Below are 15,954 nucleotides of genomic sequence, written 5' to 3' on the forward strand. Positions count from 1 at the left end.
GAGAATAAAATGAATAAAAAATTGTTATTATCTGTAGCGGCTATTGCAGCATTTGGAGGAACTGCGTATGCAGATCATCCGATTGCGGCACCTAAAATATATCAACATAAAGTAGAAACAGCTCTAATATGGGTTGAGCCTGTAACAATGGCTCCAATGCCGACAATGAAGAAAAATTTTAAACCAACAATCCATAATGAGATTGATCAACATGCTATCAAAGGTGATAAAATGGGCTTTGGAGCAGGTGGATGGATTCCTGATTGTGAGATAGCGTGTACAATTAGTAAGGAACATTCAGATTGGAGAATCGTTTTCTCTATGATGAGTATGGTAGCTAATGATGGTCCTCATTATGGTAGAAATGTACAACTAGATGGTCCAGGTAAGTATGATGAGACTTGTGAGATTGATCCACCAGATTGGAGAGGCTTCTATCGCCATACTGATAAACAAACAGGAACAGGACCATTCTTTAGACCATATACTATACATGGCTCATTTGTATTTACAGGTACAGGTAAAGCTGGGGGGTATTAATACTTTAAAATTAGACAGTCCTTTCTAGCTTTTTTAAAAATTAATCCCTATTTTGTTTTTATTAGATGCTAATTTTAATAAATTTCACTATTTAAGTTAGAATGATTAGGGTCTTTTAACTATATTTTCTCAAAACTTATTTGTAATAACATTATTTTTACTCACTTGTCATTTGTATGGAATACCCTGTATTGACTGTATATGTAAGTTTATTTTCTATTTTATGTAAGTAAATTTAACAATAAAAAATGAAAAAATGTTATGAAAAAATTTGAAAAAACTTTTTATAATGCTTATTCTTGAAAACAGGTGTTATTTTTACTTACATTTTTTAAAAAAATAGCCTATAAATAAAAGGTTTCAGGTAAGTGGTTATTATAAGCTATGTTAGCTATGCTTACATTGTGCTTAAAACATAACACTCAATTATAAATATAAGATAAATCATTCAAAGGAGATTATCATGAGCGAATATAACGAATACAATAGAAATCCAAATGATTACGGTTTTTTAAGCATTTTTACTAACAATTGGGAAACTCTTAAAAAAGAATACAATGAGTTTATAGCAGATGAGAAGTTTGATTTTGAAAGAGCTCAACTTTTTATGACGCCAAGAAGTAATACTCTTAAAGCTAAAAAAGGTTCTATTTATAGTGCTTTTACATTATATTGCCAAGGTTTACCAATGGGTGAGTTTATTAAAGAGTTTAAGTTGCATTGGCCAGAAATTAGTGACAAAGAGATTGCTGATATTTTAGGATATCTAGAAGAAAATCATTTCCATGAGACTCGTAAAATTATTAAACAAGCAGAAGAAGCTTCTGATGGATGTCTTAGAAATGTTCTTTTCTCTGTATTAAAACCAGGTACAGACATTAAGCTACATGTTAACTGGAACCCTCATATGTATCGTGGTTATTTAGGTCTTCAAGTTCCAGAAGGTGATATTGCTATGAAAATCTGTGGTGAGCATCTAAAATGGCATAATGGAGAAATGCTTGTTCTTGATCACTCTCTACCTCATTGCCCACACAATCGTACGGAAGAGCCAAGAATTGCATTGGTAATAGATTTCTTAAAACCTGATATGGATAGACAGGAAATGTTAGATCTTGAGAAAAAACTAATGAATGAGCGTATGCAAGATAATCCACTAGGTCTAGGAATATTTACTACAGAAGATAAAGTTAGTGATGATATCTTTATAAAGTATGGACTAGAGCATCAGTTAACTTGGGACTCTGGAATGGTGTAAGTCTCCATCTAAAATTTCTACATTATCTTAATAAAATAATTCTTTAATTTAAATTTTAACAAATATGAAACATAAGGAGGGCTTATGTTAAGGGTATCTATTGTCCAAAAAGCTCCAATGCTTAATGATGAACAGTATAATTTTAACAATATACTTGAAAGTTATATTATTAATGCTGCAAATCAAGGGGCTCAAATGGTAGTTTTTCCTGAATATAGTAATGTACCTATCAATGAGCAAGGATTATCTTCTGTGAAAAATAGAGAAGATAGTATTAAAATATTTAGTATTCTTGCAAAAAAATATAATTTATGGATTTGTGCAGGTATCATTTATAAAAATATAACTAAAAATAAGCTATCAAACTCTCTTTTTGTTTTTGATAATAATGGTGATATTCAGGGAGAGTATATTAAAACTCATTTGATAGAAACTACAGATGAACCTGATTGTTTCGTTAAGGGTGACACTCCTGTTATATTAGATACGCCGTGGGGTAAAATAGGACTAGCAATATGTTATGATATACAGTTTCCGCAATTATTTAGAAACTACGCTAAAGCTGGTGTTGATGCTGTTATAATTCCTTCCACAATACGTACTTTTAGAACTGAAATGTGGAATACTTTAATTAAAGCAAGAGCCTACGAAGATCATATATTTATGATTGCTTGTAACTATATAGGTGAGAATCCTAGCCAAGGTTGCTTGTTTTCTAAACGTTTTAGTGAGTTGGGTGGTATGTCATGTATAGTAAATCCTGAAGGTAAGACTGTTCTATTAGCTGGTAATACAGAGACTGTAATAACCGCTAATATTGATTTAAAAGTATCTGAAAAAATAAAGAAATCATATCCATCTTTAACTTCTGATAATTATTCATAATCTATATACTCAATTCTAACTTTGTCTTATTATAAATCAGATAACTCATAGATAATGAATAATCATATATATGCTTTTTAATGAAAACTAGGCCTTTTGGTTAGATCAAAATCATCCTCATATTTATCTATGTTTTTGATATATAAACACAAGTCTTGAAAATCTAAGCAACTTTCTAACATTTGAGATTCTTTATCATCATCAAAGTTTTTATCTGTCATATGATTGATTAGATTAATAAATTGTTCCATCATTTCAGTATTTAATATACTCATTTGTGCTGCTTGAGAGATACTTATCTTTTTTGTTTTCTTTATTCTTTTTACTAAAGAAAGTATGTCATGGAATATAATCTCCAATATTTTGTTATTTTCAAAATCTATAAATTTATTCTTTGGATCGATCATTCAAGTAACTATTATTAATTAGTAGATGCTTATTATACTCCTAAAGTAATCTGTATTTTTATTATATTTGTATATTTTCAAATATCTTATGTTATTACAGATCTTAATTCGATATAAATATAGATTTTTATAAAGAGTTAAATGCTCTAATTTAATCGTAGAATATTATGTGACAGATATTCTTATTTAGTTTTAACGTTATATTGAATATAAAAACATTTAGACATAAAAAAGCCCTTATTTCTAAGGGCTTTTAATAAATGGCGGAGAAAGAGGGATTCGAACCCCCGGACCTGTTACAGTCAACGGTTTTCAAGACCGCCGCTTTCGACCACTCAGCCATTTCTCCGAACTGATGGAGTATATTATACAATTATTTATTTGCTTTGCAAGGCTATTTTTACTAAAAAAATCAATATATTTAAAAAATGTGCTACTTAACAAAAGATGATATATCATCAATATAATTAATGGGCTTTATTGAGGTTTTATGATGATAAGTTTTTTAGCTAAAAATCAAAATTGAGCAAAAATAGCTCCATGGGCAGGAATAATTCTTTTAATTTTACTATTTATGAACTTTTCGATCTATGATCCTCATTTTTGGGGATTAGTAAATATTCCTTTGTATTTGTTTCATCAGACAGAATAGCATTATATTCCTGGTGGATTTAAAAAGTTTATGAATCGTGTTGTTATGAATTTGCCCGATGGTCAAGAGAAACTTACTGATATTAAAATATTTTGGATAAATATCTTAATGGTTTGGTTAGCTTTTGCTATTTTTGGAATATTAAGTTTTATAAATTTAGGTTTTGGTTTATTAATAATTATTTTTAGCATTATGAATTGTCTAACACATATTGCAGAAGGTATTAAACGTAAAGCTTGGAATCCTGGTTTAGTAATGGCTAGTTTCCAATTTATTGTATCTATTTTTGCAGCTTATTATATTACAATTAGTGGTTTAGAAAACCCTATAAAATGGTGGCTATCTACTATAGCTTTCTCAATCATTGCTCATATACTATTGTTTAAATTAGTAATGACTAAGGATTAATAAAAATTTAATAAATCTAGACTTTAAGACTACTAACTATTATTATCTTTTAAAATATTCTTATATGTGTAATAAGAGGAACAATATGTCAGATAATAGATATCAAATAACAAAGAAGGTAACTATTGTAGGTATGTTTATAAATGCATTACTTGCAATATCTAAAACAATAGTAGGAATAATTGGTCGTTCTCCAGCTTTATTTGCAGATGGTATTCATTCTTTTTCAGATCTACTTAGTGATTGTATGGTTTTATTTGCAGCTAAATATGCGAATAAGGGAGAAGATCATAATCATCCATATGGACATGAGAGGCTTGAGACATTGGCTACTTTAGTGTTGTCATGCTTACTTATAGTTGTTGGTTTTATGATTGTCTATCATTCATTAGGGGATTTAATTAGTGGTGAGTATGTAACTCCTGATAGGTTTACAGTTTTTGCGGCTATTTTTTCTATAATTGGTAATGAGTTTATTTATCAGTATACCATGAGAGCTGCTAATAAGATTGATTCAGATATGCTAAGGGCAAATGCATGGCATAGTCGTTCAGATATGTGGTCATCAGTAGTTGTTTTAATTGGCTTAGCTGGAGCTTTCTTAGGTTTTACATGGATGGATGCTCTTGCTGCTCTGGTTGTTTGTTTTATGATTGTTAAAATGGGTATTCGATGGGGATATTCTGCAGTTGCTGAACTTATTGATGAAGGAGTTGATGATGATACCCGTAAAACTATTAAAACAATAATTGCAAACACTGAGGGAGTTGAAGATTTTCATTACCTTAGAACAAGAAAAATGGCTGGAAAAATTGTTTTAGATGTTCATGTTTTAGTAAATAAGTTTAGTACAGCTTCTGAAGGTCATTATGTAGCAGAAATTGTCAAAAGTAATATTTATCATAATGTTGAAAATATCAAAGATATAACAGTACATGTAGATGTTACAAACCACGAAGACAGTGTAATAAAATTAGAAAATTTTGAACCAGCAAGACAAGATATTTTTAGGGTTATATCAGAATTTTTTGCTAGAAATAATTTAGATACAAATGCAATCTTGCCTAAAAGAAGCTCTATATACTATTTTGACAATGAAATTATAGTTGATCTCTATGTCAAAAGATCAAATGATCTAAAAAGATATGCAAATGAATTGAAGAATATAGCATATAAAGGCTATAATATTAGTATTAACTTATATTGTCAGCTTACTGATGCTTAGTTTATAAGGTCTTATAAAGAAATGAAAATTAGAAAAGTAGTTTTTCCTGTTGCGGGTTGGGGCACGAGGTTTTTACCTGCAACAAAATCATGTCCTAAAGAAATGTTAACAGTAGTTGACAAGCCTTTAATTCAATATGCTGTTGAAGAAGCTATAGAGGCAGGTTGTAAGGAAATAATATTTGTTACAAGCTCTAATAAAAAATCTTTAGAAGATCACTTTGATAGAAACTTTGAGTTAGAATATTCACTGGAGAAAAAACAGAAGTATGAACTACTGAATATGGTTAGAAATATTATTCCTAAAGATGTCAGTTTTTTCTTTGTGCGTCAACCAGAAGCATTAGGTTTAGGCCATGCAGTATTGTGTGCTAAACCATTGGTTGGGATTGAGGATTTTGCAGTTATCTTGCCTGATGATCTTATTTATAATCATGATTGTGGGACAGGGGTTTTAAAACAGATGGTTCAGTCTGTCGAAGGTAGTGATATTAGGGGGTGTATAGCAACTCAGCAAGTCAAAAAAGATGAAACTGGCTCATATGGAATAGTTGCGAAAGATAAGGAAAATATTATTAAAGGTATTGTTGAAAAGCCATCCCCAGAAAAAGCACCTTCAACGAATGCTGTTGTTGGTAGATACTTATTACCCAATAAAATTTTTAGATGTCTTGAAACAACATCTGAAGGAGCTGGTGGTGAAATTCAACTTACTGATGCTATAGCTAAGCTTATAGAGCAGGAAGAGAAAATACTTTCTTATGAATTCAAAGGAACTCGCTATGATTGTGGCAGTAAGTTAGGCTTTTTAATTGCTAATTATGAGATAGCTTTACAGCACGAAGAGTTAGGAGAAAAATTCAAGAGTTACCTTAAAAATAAACAGTAAATTTATTAGTATTCTGTTATATCTTATTCTTACAATTTTTCTTAAATATGCTAATATGAAACTTAAGGTTAAATTTATTTAATAGTAAGTAATGTCATATTCAAAATTTCAGGTATCTCAAGAGTTCATTGATACTTCTCATATTAATAGTGAACTGTATGAGAAACTTTATCAAGAATCTTTAAATAATCCAGAAGAGTTTTGGTCTAAACAGGCAAATCGTATACATTGGGATAAACCTTTCACCAAAGCATGTAATAGTAGCTTTGATCCTGTTAGTATTAAGTGGTTTGAAGATGGTCAGTTAAATGTCTGTTATAACTGTATAGATAGACATCTACCTGAACGTGCTAATCAAGTAGCTTTTATATGGCAAGCTGATAATCCAAAAAAATCAAAAAAAATAACTTATCGAGAGCTATATCATAGAGTCTGTGAGATGGCTAATGTCTTAGAAAATAATGGTGTAAAACAAGGGGATGTTGTAACTATCTATATGCCATTAGTACCTGAATCAATATATGCAATGCTAGCATGCGCTCGTATTGGAGCAACTCATTCTGTTGTATTTGGTGGATTTTCTGCGGAATCATTAAAACAACGTATCATAAATGCAAAAAGCGATTTCGTAATTACAGTTGATGAGGCTGTTAGATCTGGCAAGAGAATTCCTATGAAAGCTAGTGTTGATAAGATCATATCAAATATCGATTTTGTCAGAAAAGTCCTTGTAGTGCGAAATACTGAAACAGAAAATATATCGTGGAATAAAGATGTTGATATTTGTTACTCTGAAGAATTAAAAAAAGTTTCAAATGAGCATCAGCCAAAATCTTTTAATGCAGAAACTCCTTTATTTATGCTATATACTTCAGGTTCTACAGGTGCTCCTAAGGGATTAGTGCATACTTCAGGAGGTTATTTAGTATACGCAAGTATGACTCATAAACTAGTATTTGATCATAAAGATCATGATGTATATTGGTGTACTGCAGATATTGGTTGGATAACTGGACATACTTATGTAGTCTATGGCCCACTTGCTAATGGTGCAACTTCAGTCATATTTGAAGGGGTACCTACGTATCCTGATGCTTCAAGACTATGGCAAGAAGTAGATCAGCATAATGTTAGTATTTTATATACAGCGCCAACTTTAGTTAGATCTTTGTTAAAAGTTGGTGATGATTATCTTAAAACTACTACAAGAAAATCTTTGCGTATATTAGGATCCGTCGGTGAGCCGATAAATCCAGAAGCATGGCATTGGTTTGTAGAAAAAGCTGGTAATAATCAAGCTCCATTAGTCGATACTTGGTGGCAAACCGAAACAGGTGGGCATATGATTACACCTCTTCCAGGAGCACACAAGTTAAAACCTGGTTCTGCCTCAAAACCTTTCTTTGGAGTTGAAGTTGGTTTGTTCGATACAGAAGGTAATGAAATACATGGAGAAGGTAAAGGAGCTTTATGTATAAAGAGAGCAACTCCAGGAATGGCAAGAACTATTTTTGGTGATCACGATAGATATTTGCAGACTTATTTTTCTAGTTTTAAAGGAAACTATTTCTCAGGTGATGCTGCTAGAAGAGATAGTGATGGTTACATCTGGATAGAAGGACGTATGGATGATGTGATAAATGTTTCAGGTCATAGAATGGCTACAGCAGAAATTGAAGCAGCTTTAAATACTCATCCTTCAGTTGCAGAGAGTGCGGTCGTAGGTATGCCTCATGATATTAAAGGAGAGGCTATATATGTTTACTGCATTCTTAAAGAAAATACAGATGGTAGTCAAAGTACTCTTGATGAAGTAAGAAAATCTTTAGTCAAATATGTTCGTCAAGAAATTGGACCTGTTGCTACACCAGAGATTATCCAGTTTACTCCAGAGCTGCCAAAAACTCGTTCAGGTAAGATTATGCGTAGAATCCTAAGAAAAATAGCAGCCAAAGATTTTGAAAATTTCGGAGATACCTCTACACTATTAAACCCAGATATAGTAGAGTATCTGAAAAGGAATAGATAAAAATGAATCATGAAAAATACTTCTTTAGTAAAAGGTTATTTGAAAATAGTTTTAGCTTTAGTTTTTTGGGCTAGCTTATACCATATAGCTCCTTTACCACTTAAATATGTTGATATATATTTAGTAGGTTTGATACGTTATGCTTTTGCTTCAATAATATTTATCTTTATCCACTATTATTTTACAAAGACATTTTTTCCTCGTTTAAATATTAGACAGTGGATGTATGTTATAGCGGTAGGTTTTTTTGGAGTTTTCCTATACAACATTACATTCTTATGGGCTGAGAAGCTTATATCAGGAAATATAGTAGCCATAATCTATGCATTTACACCATGTCTGATTACCGTATTATCAAGTTATATCTTTAGTATGAAAGTCAATCAGCAAGCTAAGGTTGGTATACTTGTTGCACTGCTAGGTACTATTGGAGTAGTTTTGTTCTCTAATGGAGCTGCAGAATGTTTAAATGGCATTGAGATAAATTTTGGTGAAGTATTAAGTGTTTTAGCTGTAGTATGTTTTGCGGCTTATGCAATATTAGGAAAATGTTGTGTAAGAGAAGGTATTCATATGATTACTATAAATACTTATGCTGCAATTGTAGGCATGATAATGTTTGCAATAGTTAGTTTAGTTAAATCAGATTTTTCTCAGCTTGCTCATACTGATGTTAAATTCTGGGGGAGTATGCTTTATATAGCTGTGTTTGCGACAGTAACTGCTTATGTCTGGTATCTCGGAGCACTTGAAGAAATAGGTGTTTATAAAACAGCAGTTTTTCAAAATACATTACCATTCTTAGTTATTTTTATAGGGTTTCTTTTTTATGGAGAAACTATTTCTATTTTATCGCTATTATTTGGTGGCGTGGTATTTTTAGGTGTTTATATGACAAATGCAGCAGTCAATAAGAAAGCAGTTTAATCAATTTATATAGTAGAATTTTTATTCAATCGTTCAGACTTCTCTTTTAAGATCACACCGATAATCAAACTAAGTATTATAAGGCCAAAGATAAGGTTCATACCTATTTCCATCCATATAGTTTTATAACTATTTAAATATACAGTCTGTTCAAGTATACCTCGAGTATCTTTAGGAAGTTCTTTTTCTATTTCACCTCTAGTATTTATAACAGAGGTTATACCATTACTTGTTGTAGTTAATACAAACTTTGCATTTTCAATAGCCCTTACTTGAGATATTTGTAACTGCTGATCACGTGCTATAGAGTCACCAAACCATGAATCATCACTAATTACAGATATTATTCTAGCTCCTTGTAATTGATCTCTGACTTGTTCAGGATAGCCAACTTCATAACAAATAAAGTTAGCTAAAGGGTAACCAAAAGCATTCATTATCGGTTGGACTTCATGACCTGCATTAAAGTTACTAAGACCAGCACTATCAACATAACCAAAAAACTTAATTGGGAAATATTCACCAAAAGGGACAAGGTGATGTTTGTTATAAATGCCATGACCTTTACCAATTATAATAGAGCTGTTATAAATTTTAGAAGAGTTCTGTGACTGTTCTATACTTAGGGAGCCAATTAGTAAAGCACTATTGTTTTTGTTTGCTATTTTAGCGAGGTTGTTAAAGTAAGGACCTAAATATTGTCTGTAGCTTGGGATAGCATTCTCTGAGAATATGATTAAAGCATTTTTATGCTCTTTTGCAACATTCTCATAATACTTTTCCATTTTCACAAAGTTATCTTGGTCCCATTTAAATCCTTGAATAAAGTCACCTTGTACTAAATCAACCTTCTGAGGTTGGGTTGTTTTTATAGGAGGTTGATTATGCTCAATAATAAATCCGCAGATATATAAAACACAGATAATAGCTATGCAAGAGATAATCTTTTTAAGGCTACTTTTATTACAGATATAAAAAGCTATCAAACAAGCAATAAAAGCAACAATATAGCTAACTAGATATACACCACCAATATTTGCAAACCATATTAGAGGTGATTCAGTTTGAGAATATCCTAATGAAACCCAAGGGAAGCCCCCCCATAAGAGGTTGGCTTTAACAATCTCAAACAAAGTCCAAAGTGCCGGATATATTATTATTTTGGTAAAACTATTTGCCTTTCTTGTAAGTATATAGCTAAAAGTCCCAAAGGGAATAATATGCAAAAAACTCAATAAAATAACTAAAGCAACAGCTGCAGCCAATCCAGCAGCTACAGATTGAGTAAATAGATGAATACTTATATATACCCAAGATATACTAGTACCAAAGAATCCTAATCCAAATAAAACTGAAGTAAAAAAAGCACTACGAACCTTTTTAGAATCATTTAGTATATAGAAAAAGATAACTAGAGATATTATTGCTAATATATCTATACGAAAGGGAGCAAATGCTAAAGTTAGCAGAGCACCACTTAAAACAGTAACTATTGCTTTAAATATATTATTCTTCATCATTCTTTAATTTTTCGATTAAAACTTTAATAATCTTACGGTTATCAGCTTCTTGAATTGTAAATTTTAAACCTTCTAAAATAATGCTATCACCTTTTTGAGGTAAGTACTCTAGAGTCTGGATAATCATACCCGCTACAGTGTCATAGTCATTATCATCATCTATTTGTGTATTAAAATACTCATTAAAATCTTCTATTGAAGTTGTAGCATCAATTATAAATTTATTATTAGCTATTTTTACAATATTTTCACTTGTTGTATCAAACTCATCCTCGATATCACCAACAATTTCTTCTAAAACATCTTCTATTGTGATTAGGCCAGAAATAGCGCCATACTCATCAACTACAATTGCTATGTGGTTTTGACTATTTTTAAAATCTTTTAGCATTGAGTTTAGCTTTTTTGTTTCTGGTATAAATATAGCAGGGCGGAGGATATTTTTAATATCTTCTGCTTTTAACTCATCATCTGTATTTGACTCAATCTCTTTTTCAAAAATCAGTTTTAATAGATCTTTTGAATGTAATATCCCTAAAACTTCAGATTTGTCTTCACAATATACGGGTAAACGCGTATGACTAGAGTTTATAGTTTTTGTTAAGATCTCTTTGATAGACATAGCCATATCTACAGCTACTATTTTAGTATGTGAGATCATAATATCACCAACATCTAAAGATGATATTTCCATTGCGCCAATAAGCATATTTTGTGAAGTTTTATCAATCACTTCATTATCGGCAGCTCTATTGATAGCATCTATAAGAGCATCTTCACTTTTAATATTAAAAATACTAGATGTAATTTTTTTTATGAAGGGGTTATTCTCTGACATTAATTAGTTCTCTTGTATAATGTATGGATTAGCTATTCCTAGTTTAGCTAGTAATTCTATTTCTAAACTTTCCATTTCTTCAGCTTCTTGATCATCTAGGTGATCATATCCTAACAGATGAAGCAAACCATGTATAAATATATGTTGCCAATGACTTTCCAAAGTTTTATTTTGATCTTTTGCCTCTTGTTCTAGTACCTTAGGAGCAATAACAATATCACCTAAGAAATCATCTACTATATCATTTGGTAAACCCTCTGGTTTTTCAAATTCAAAAGATATTATATTCGTAGGTTTATCTTTATTCCGAAACTGTTTATTTATTTGTTGGATTTCATCATTTGAGACAATGCTTACATTTACTTCAGCTTGGGCAATATTATGTTTATCTGCAACAAGTTTAAAGCATTTGTTTAGTAGATCTTTACCCGGTATGGGGTGTTCATCATCGTTGATTATATTTAGAGTTAAATTATCCATTCCTATATGTTTCTCTTTATACTTTTATAGTATATGTTTAGTACTTTATATTATTTCTTAGATAAACAAAATGCTTATAGCAAATCTAAGCTCTTCTGATACATTATAATTCAGAAGCTAAATTATTTCGTTTCGTTAGAATATCATAAACGATAAAAATATCCTATAGGTTCTAATTATTATAGTTATTCTTCAAAAATAAAAATTATTAACAACTTTAATGAACCTTATATTAGCGTGATATTATTATATGTAGAAGAAAAGAATTTTGGAGATGAGCAAAATAAGCTTTTCTAATCATTACAATGATATTTAATTAAATATATTTATTGCTTTTAAGTGTTTTGTCTAGCGATTTAAAACTTATTAGCATCCAATATAATAATTCTACAAGTAATAATAATTAATCAGTATTAAGACTTTTACATATAGGTCTTAATTAAAAATTTAATAGATGACAAGGAAATATCAAATGGCTAATTTAGAAAATAAATTAAAAAAATTCTTTAAAGATAGAAAAGTTTTATATAAAGATTTTTATGGAAATACTTTAGATTATTGGATTAATATCTTTTGTCAAGAGTTCAATATTGAGTATTCAGATGAAATTTTTGACAAATTTATTGAAGTTAGAAATAAAGTATTTTTAATACAAAACTCAATTGTTCAAGGAGGGTTAGATAATTTTCAACGTATAACTTGTACAATCGACGAACATTATTTAAATTCTTAATTTGCTTAGAAAAAACCTCTAGCTATAAAAGCTAAAAATATCTAATCCTTATTCTCATATTTATCATAAGCATTAACAATTTTTTGAACTATTTGATGGCGGACAATATCTACCGATTTTAGATAGCTAATAGCTATACCATCAATATTATCAAGAATTGATAAAGCATGTCTTAAACCAGAAGTTACATTTTTAGGTAAATCAACCTGAGTAATATCACCAGTTATAACCGCAGTAGTATTAAAGCCAATCCTTGTTAAAAACATCTTCATTTGCTCTTTTGTAGTATTTTGGCTTTCATCAAGAACTATAAAAGAGTCATTAATTGTTCTACCACGCATATATGCTAATGGAGCAATCTCTATAGCTTGTTTCTCGATTAATTTTGTGACTTTCTCAACACCCATAAAATCAAAAAGAGCATCGTACATAGGGCGTAAATATGGATCAATCTTTTGTGTAAGATCACCAGGTAAAAAGCCTAGTTTTTCACCAGCTTCAACAGCAGGGCGCACAAGTACAATTCTTCTAACCTCGCCTTTTTCATATGCAGATACCGCACAAGCTATGGCCATATATGTTTTACCAGTACCAGCTGGTCCAACACCAAAAGTTACAAAGTTGTTTTTGATATTATCAAGATATACCGCTTGATTGTGTGTACGAGCTTTTAGCTTTTTGCTTCTAAGCTGTACTTCAGCTTCTTCAAGTTGCTTTTTAGATTTGGCTTGAGGAGTTTTTTCTTTTGCTGTAGCATTTAGAATCGTTGTAATTTGCTCTAAATCTAATTCTGTATTGCCAGCTAAAATCTCAGCATAACATGATTTGATAAATCTCTTTGCTTGAGTATTATTTGCACTTGAATCACTTGATATTTCAAACTCATCAGCACGATGTTTAATTTCAACACTAAAATAATTTTCGATAGCACGGATATTTTCATCAAGGTTGCCACACAGTTGCATCATAGCATCATAACTGTATGGCTCTAAAACAAATTGAGTTTTATTCATATATTAAACAAGCTCTCCTCTTAGAGAATTTGGTAGGCTTTCTGTTATTGTAACCGTAGTAAACTGACCAATCAAAGATTTATCACCTTTAAAGTTAACAATTCTATTATTTTCAGTTCTACCAGCTAGAACATCATCATCTTTCTTAGATGTGCCTTCAACAAGAATGCGTTGTTTTGTCCCAACCATTTGTCTAGAAATGATCTGAGAATTACTATTTAGTAAGTCTTGTAATCTTTTTAGTCTATCTTTTTTCACTTCCATAGGAGTATCATCAGGTAGATCAGAAGCTGGAGTACCTGGACGCTTGCTATAAATAAAGCTAAATGACTGGTCAAAGTTAACATCTTTTACTAGATCAAGAAGTTTTTGAAAGTCTTCTTCTGTCTCGCCAGGGAAACCAACTATAAAATCAGATGATATAGTTATATCTGGGCGAATAGCTCTTAGCTTTCTTATTTTTTGTTTGAACTCTAAGATAGTATGGTTTCTTTTCATATTTGTAAGAATTCTATCTGAACCATGCTGTACAGGTAAGTGTAGATGATTTGCCAACTCTGGAACACTACCATAAGCATCAATTAGGTTTTGTGAAAACTCAACAGGGTGAGAAGTTGTAAACCTAATTCTCTCAACACCATCAATTTCTGCAATAAAATGTATCAATAACGCTAGATCAGCTATTTGACCATTTTCCATTGGGCCTAAATAATGGTTTACGTTTTGTCCTAGTAGAGTGATTTCTTTAACACCTTGCTCTGCTAGTATTGCACATTCAGCTAATACATCTTCAAATGGTCTGTTTACTTCAGGACCTCTAGTATAAGGAACTACACAGTAAGAACAATATTTATCACATCCTTCCATTATAGAAACAAATGCTTTAGCACCTTCAGCTTTTGGCTCAGGTAGATAGTCAAACTTCTCAACTTCTGGGAATGATATATCAACTTGAGATTGTTGAGTTTGTTTCTTCTGTTTGATCATTTCTGGAAGTCTATGGATAGTTTGTGGACCAAAAACTAAATCAACAAAAGGAGCTCTTTTAATGATGTTTTCACCTTCTTGAGATGCAACGCAACCACCAACACCTATAACTAGATCTTCTTTAGTTTTTTTAAGATTTTTCCATCTTCCTAACTCATGAAATACTTTTTCTTGAGCTTTTTCTCTAATAGAACATGTATTGATTAGAATGATATCAGCATCTTTATAATCATCTGTCTTAACCGTATGGAAATGTTCATCTAGAACTTCGTGCATTCTAGCAGAATCATATTCATTCATTTGACAGCCTAAAGTTTTTATAAAAACCTTTTTTTGTTCTTTCATTTATTAAAACCTTTAATTTTAGTTGTTTCTCATTTTAAATATGAGAGAGTTATTTATAGTAAAATGCGCACAAATTCTACCATAAAAATAAAATAAAAGCACTTTTTGAGGCTAGACTAATCATTACTATTAATGCAAAATACTAAAAGTTTTTTATAAAAAATAACTTCATAATGAAGCAAAATCAATTTACTCAAGATGATATTTGGCAATATTGTCTTGATCATACTAGTGATTTATCGCTAGATCTTAACCAGTTAGGTCTTCAAACAAAAGAGCAAGTTCATGGTGCTCAAATGCTATCTGAAAAAATAGTGACTAAATTACTTCAGTTCTTTGTGTTTACAAGTAAAGCCAAAGTATGTGTTGATGTGGGTACATTTACAGGAATGTCAGCTATAGCTATGGCTGGGGTTTCAGCAGATATTGATGTGTATACTATTGATAGGCCTAATCAATCAGGCGAGAAGGTAGCAAAAGAGTTTATATCTAAATATCCAAACATAAAGTATCTTGAAGGAAATGCAATAGATATACTTCCAAGTTTGCCTAATAATATTGATATAGCATTTATTGATGCTGATAAAAAACAAACACAGAGCTACTTTGATATATTGATAAATAAAATGTCTGATAGAGGCATAATAATAGTTGATGATATTTTATGGCGTGCAGAAGTCTTAGATCCACAGGATAAGCGAGCGAAGGCTCTTGATGAATTTAATAAGTATGTAAGTCAAAGAGATGATTTAGAAACTTTGGTTTTACCAATCCGTCATGGTATTAATATAATTAGGAAAGTTTAGATTTAGGAGAAAT

15 protein-coding genes, 1 tRNA gene and 1 pseudogene are annotated in these 15,954 nt (G+C 30.9%); 10 read left to right on the top strand and 7 right to left on the bottom strand.

The features are described from left to right. Window positions 1-9: 9 nt before the first annotated feature. The 3 genes from FIP56_RS04775 to FIP56_RS04785 all read left to right on the top strand — a co-directional run bounded on the left by FIP56_RS04775 (window position 10) and on the right by FIP56_RS04785 (window position 2,683). Window positions 10-540, top strand: a complete 531-nt coding sequence (locus tag FIP56_RS04775; protein ID WP_192577808.1) for an iron transporter — start codon at window positions 10-12, stop codon at window positions 538-540. Between the two features lie 463 nt (window positions 541-1,003). Next, window positions 1,004-1,798 carry an aspartyl/asparaginyl beta-hydroxylase domain-containing protein gene (locus FIP56_RS04780; RefSeq protein WP_192577809.1) on the top strand — a complete coding sequence of 265 codons (795 nt, stop codon included), beginning with the start codon at window positions 1,004-1,006 and terminating at the stop codon, window positions 1,796-1,798. 84 nt (window positions 1,799-1,882) lie between these two features. Further along, window positions 1,883-2,683, top strand: a complete 801-nt coding sequence (locus tag FIP56_RS04785; RefSeq protein ID WP_192577810.1) for a nitrilase-related carbon-nitrogen hydrolase — start codon at window positions 1,883-1,885, stop codon at window positions 2,681-2,683. A gap of 77 nt (window positions 2,684-2,760) precedes the next feature. On the opposite strand, the gene FIP56_RS04790 is transcribed toward FIP56_RS04785, so the two are convergent. Together FIP56_RS04790 and FIP56_RS04795 are read right to left on the bottom strand one after the other, a co-directional pair. Further along, complete coding sequence (locus FIP56_RS04790) at window positions 2,761-3,090, bottom strand: hypothetical protein (RefSeq protein WP_192577811.1); 330 nt, start codon at window positions 3,088-3,090, stop codon at window positions 2,761-2,763. A 261-nt stretch (window positions 3,091-3,351) separates the two neighbouring features. Next, window positions 3,352-3,439: transfer RNA gene (locus FIP56_RS04795), tRNA-Ser, on the bottom strand. A gap of 183 nt (window positions 3,440-3,622) precedes the next feature. Here FIP56_RS04795 and FIP56_RS04800 point away from each other — a divergent pair. The 5 genes and pseudogenes from FIP56_RS04800 (at window position 3,623) to FIP56_RS04820 (ending at window position 9,219) form a co-directional block, all read left to right on the top strand. Continuing rightward, window positions 3,623-4,150: pseudogene (locus FIP56_RS04800) on the top strand (HXXEE domain-containing protein). A gap of 85 nt (window positions 4,151-4,235) precedes the next feature. Continuing rightward, window positions 4,236-5,375 (top strand): cation diffusion facilitator family transporter, encoded by a 1,140-nt coding sequence (locus FIP56_RS04805; protein ID WP_192577812.1) that lies wholly within the window; start codon window positions 4,236-4,238, stop codon window positions 5,373-5,375. Window positions 5,376-5,396: 21 nt separating this feature from the next. After that, complete coding sequence (gene galU / locus FIP56_RS04810; RefSeq protein ID WP_192577813.1) at window positions 5,397-6,263, top strand: UTP--glucose-1-phosphate uridylyltransferase GalU; 867 nt, start codon at window positions 5,397-5,399, stop codon at window positions 6,261-6,263. Between the two features lie 91 nt (window positions 6,264-6,354). Then, a complete protein-coding gene (gene acs / locus FIP56_RS04815; RefSeq protein ID WP_192577814.1) occupies window positions 6,355-8,292 on the top strand; it encodes an acetate--CoA ligase in 1,938 nt (645 codons plus the stop codon). 9 nt (window positions 8,293-8,301) lie between these two features. Further along, a complete protein-coding gene (locus FIP56_RS04820; protein ID WP_192577815.1) occupies window positions 8,302-9,219 on the top strand; it encodes a DMT family transporter in 918 nt (305 codons plus the stop codon). A gap of 5 nt (window positions 9,220-9,224) precedes the next feature. Here the strand turns inward: FIP56_RS04820 and lnt are convergent, their stop codons facing one another. The 3 genes from lnt to ybeY are packed head-to-tail and all read right to left on the bottom strand — an operon-like array spanning window position 9,225 to window position 12,057. Next, complete coding sequence (gene lnt, locus FIP56_RS04825; RefSeq protein WP_192578854.1) at window positions 9,225-10,736, bottom strand: apolipoprotein N-acyltransferase; 1,512 nt, start codon at window positions 10,734-10,736, stop codon at window positions 9,225-9,227. Beyond that, on the bottom strand, window positions 10,726-11,577 hold the full coding sequence (locus FIP56_RS04830) for a transporter associated domain-containing protein (RefSeq protein ID WP_192577816.1): 852 nt from the start codon (window positions 11,575-11,577) through the stop codon (window positions 10,726-10,728). Before FIP56_RS04830 ends, lnt begins: the two co-directional genes overlap by 11 nt. Window positions 11,578-11,580: 3 nt before the next feature. Then, on the bottom strand, window positions 11,581-12,057 hold the full coding sequence (gene ybeY, locus FIP56_RS04835; protein ID WP_192577817.1) for an rRNA maturation RNase YbeY: 477 nt from the start codon (window positions 12,055-12,057) through the stop codon (window positions 11,581-11,583). A 472-nt stretch (window positions 12,058-12,529) separates the two neighbouring features. On the opposite strand from ybeY, the gene FIP56_RS04840 reads away from it, so the two are divergent. Further along, a complete protein-coding gene (locus FIP56_RS04840) occupies window positions 12,530-12,790 on the top strand; it encodes a hypothetical protein (protein WP_192577818.1) in 261 nt (86 codons plus the stop codon). A gap of 41 nt (window positions 12,791-12,831) precedes the next feature. On the opposite strand, the gene FIP56_RS04845 is transcribed toward FIP56_RS04840, so the two are convergent. After that, window positions 12,832-13,803 carry a PhoH family protein gene (locus tag FIP56_RS04845; RefSeq protein ID WP_192577819.1) on the bottom strand — a complete coding sequence of 324 codons (972 nt, stop codon included), beginning with the start codon at window positions 13,801-13,803 and terminating at the stop codon, window positions 12,832-12,834. 3 nt (window positions 13,804-13,806) lie between these two features. After that, window positions 13,807-15,135, bottom strand: a complete 1,329-nt coding sequence (miaB, locus tag FIP56_RS04850) for a tRNA (N6-isopentenyl adenosine(37)-C2)-methylthiotransferase MiaB (RefSeq protein ID WP_192577820.1) — start codon at window positions 15,133-15,135, stop codon at window positions 13,807-13,809. A 173-nt stretch (window positions 15,136-15,308) separates the two neighbouring features. Here miaB and FIP56_RS04855 point away from each other — a divergent pair, with 173 nt between their 5' ends. Beyond that, a complete protein-coding gene (locus FIP56_RS04855) occupies window positions 15,309-15,941 on the top strand; it encodes a class I SAM-dependent methyltransferase (protein ID WP_192577821.1) in 633 nt (210 codons plus the stop codon). The last annotated feature ends 13 nt before the right edge of the window (window positions 15,942-15,954 follow it).

Source organism: Francisella sp. LA112445, from assembly GCF_012224145.1.
Lineage (GTDB): Bacteria > Pseudomonadota > Gammaproteobacteria > Francisellales > Francisellaceae > Francisella.

What these genes read in the sequence shown, in the direction of transcription:
- miaB (WP_192577820.1), bottom strand. Translation starts at nt 15,135, where the DNA reads ATGAAAGAACAAAAAAAGGTTTTTATAAAAACTTTAGGCTGTCAAATG.
- FIP56_RS04780 (WP_192577809.1), top strand. Translation starts at nt 1,004, where the DNA reads ATGAGCGAATATAACGAATACAATAGAAATCCAAATGATTACGGTTTT.
- FIP56_RS04805 (WP_192577812.1), top strand. Translation starts at nt 4,236, where the DNA reads ATGTCAGATAATAGATATCAAATAACAAAGAAGGTAACTATTGTAGGT.
- FIP56_RS04775 (WP_192577808.1), top strand. Translation starts at nt 10, where the DNA reads ATGAATAAAAAATTGTTATTATCTGTAGCGGCTATTGCAGCATTTGGA.
- ybeY (WP_192577817.1), bottom strand. Translation starts at nt 12,057, where the DNA reads ATGGATAATTTAACTCTAAATATAATCAACGATGATGAACACCCCATA.
- FIP56_RS04790 (WP_192577811.1), bottom strand. Translation starts at nt 3,090, where the DNA reads ATGATCGATCCAAAGAATAAATTTATAGATTTTGAAAATAACAAAATA.
- lnt (WP_192578854.1), bottom strand. Translation starts at nt 10,736, where the DNA reads ATGAAGAATAATATATTTAAAGCAATAGTTACTGTTTTAAGTGGTGCT.
- galU (WP_192577813.1), top strand. Translation starts at nt 5,397, where the DNA reads ATGAAAATTAGAAAAGTAGTTTTTCCTGTTGCGGGTTGGGGCACGAGG.
- FIP56_RS04785 (WP_192577810.1), top strand. Translation starts at nt 1,883, where the DNA reads ATGTTAAGGGTATCTATTGTCCAAAAAGCTCCAATGCTTAATGATGAA.
- FIP56_RS04855 (WP_192577821.1), top strand. Translation starts at nt 15,309, where the DNA reads ATGAAGCAAAATCAATTTACTCAAGATGATATTTGGCAATATTGTCTT.
- FIP56_RS04830 (WP_192577816.1), bottom strand. Translation starts at nt 11,577, where the DNA reads ATGTCAGAGAATAACCCCTTCATAAAAAAAATTACATCTAGTATTTTT.
- FIP56_RS04840 (WP_192577818.1), top strand. Translation starts at nt 12,530, where the DNA reads ATGGCTAATTTAGAAAATAAATTAAAAAAATTCTTTAAAGATAGAAAA.
- FIP56_RS04820 (WP_192577815.1), top strand. Translation starts at nt 8,302, where the DNA reads ATGAAAAATACTTCTTTAGTAAAAGGTTATTTGAAAATAGTTTTAGCT.
- acs (WP_192577814.1), top strand. Translation starts at nt 6,355, where the DNA reads ATGTCATATTCAAAATTTCAGGTATCTCAAGAGTTCATTGATACTTCT.
- FIP56_RS04845 (WP_192577819.1), bottom strand. Translation starts at nt 13,803, where the DNA reads ATGAATAAAACTCAATTTGTTTTAGAGCCATACAGTTATGATGCTATG.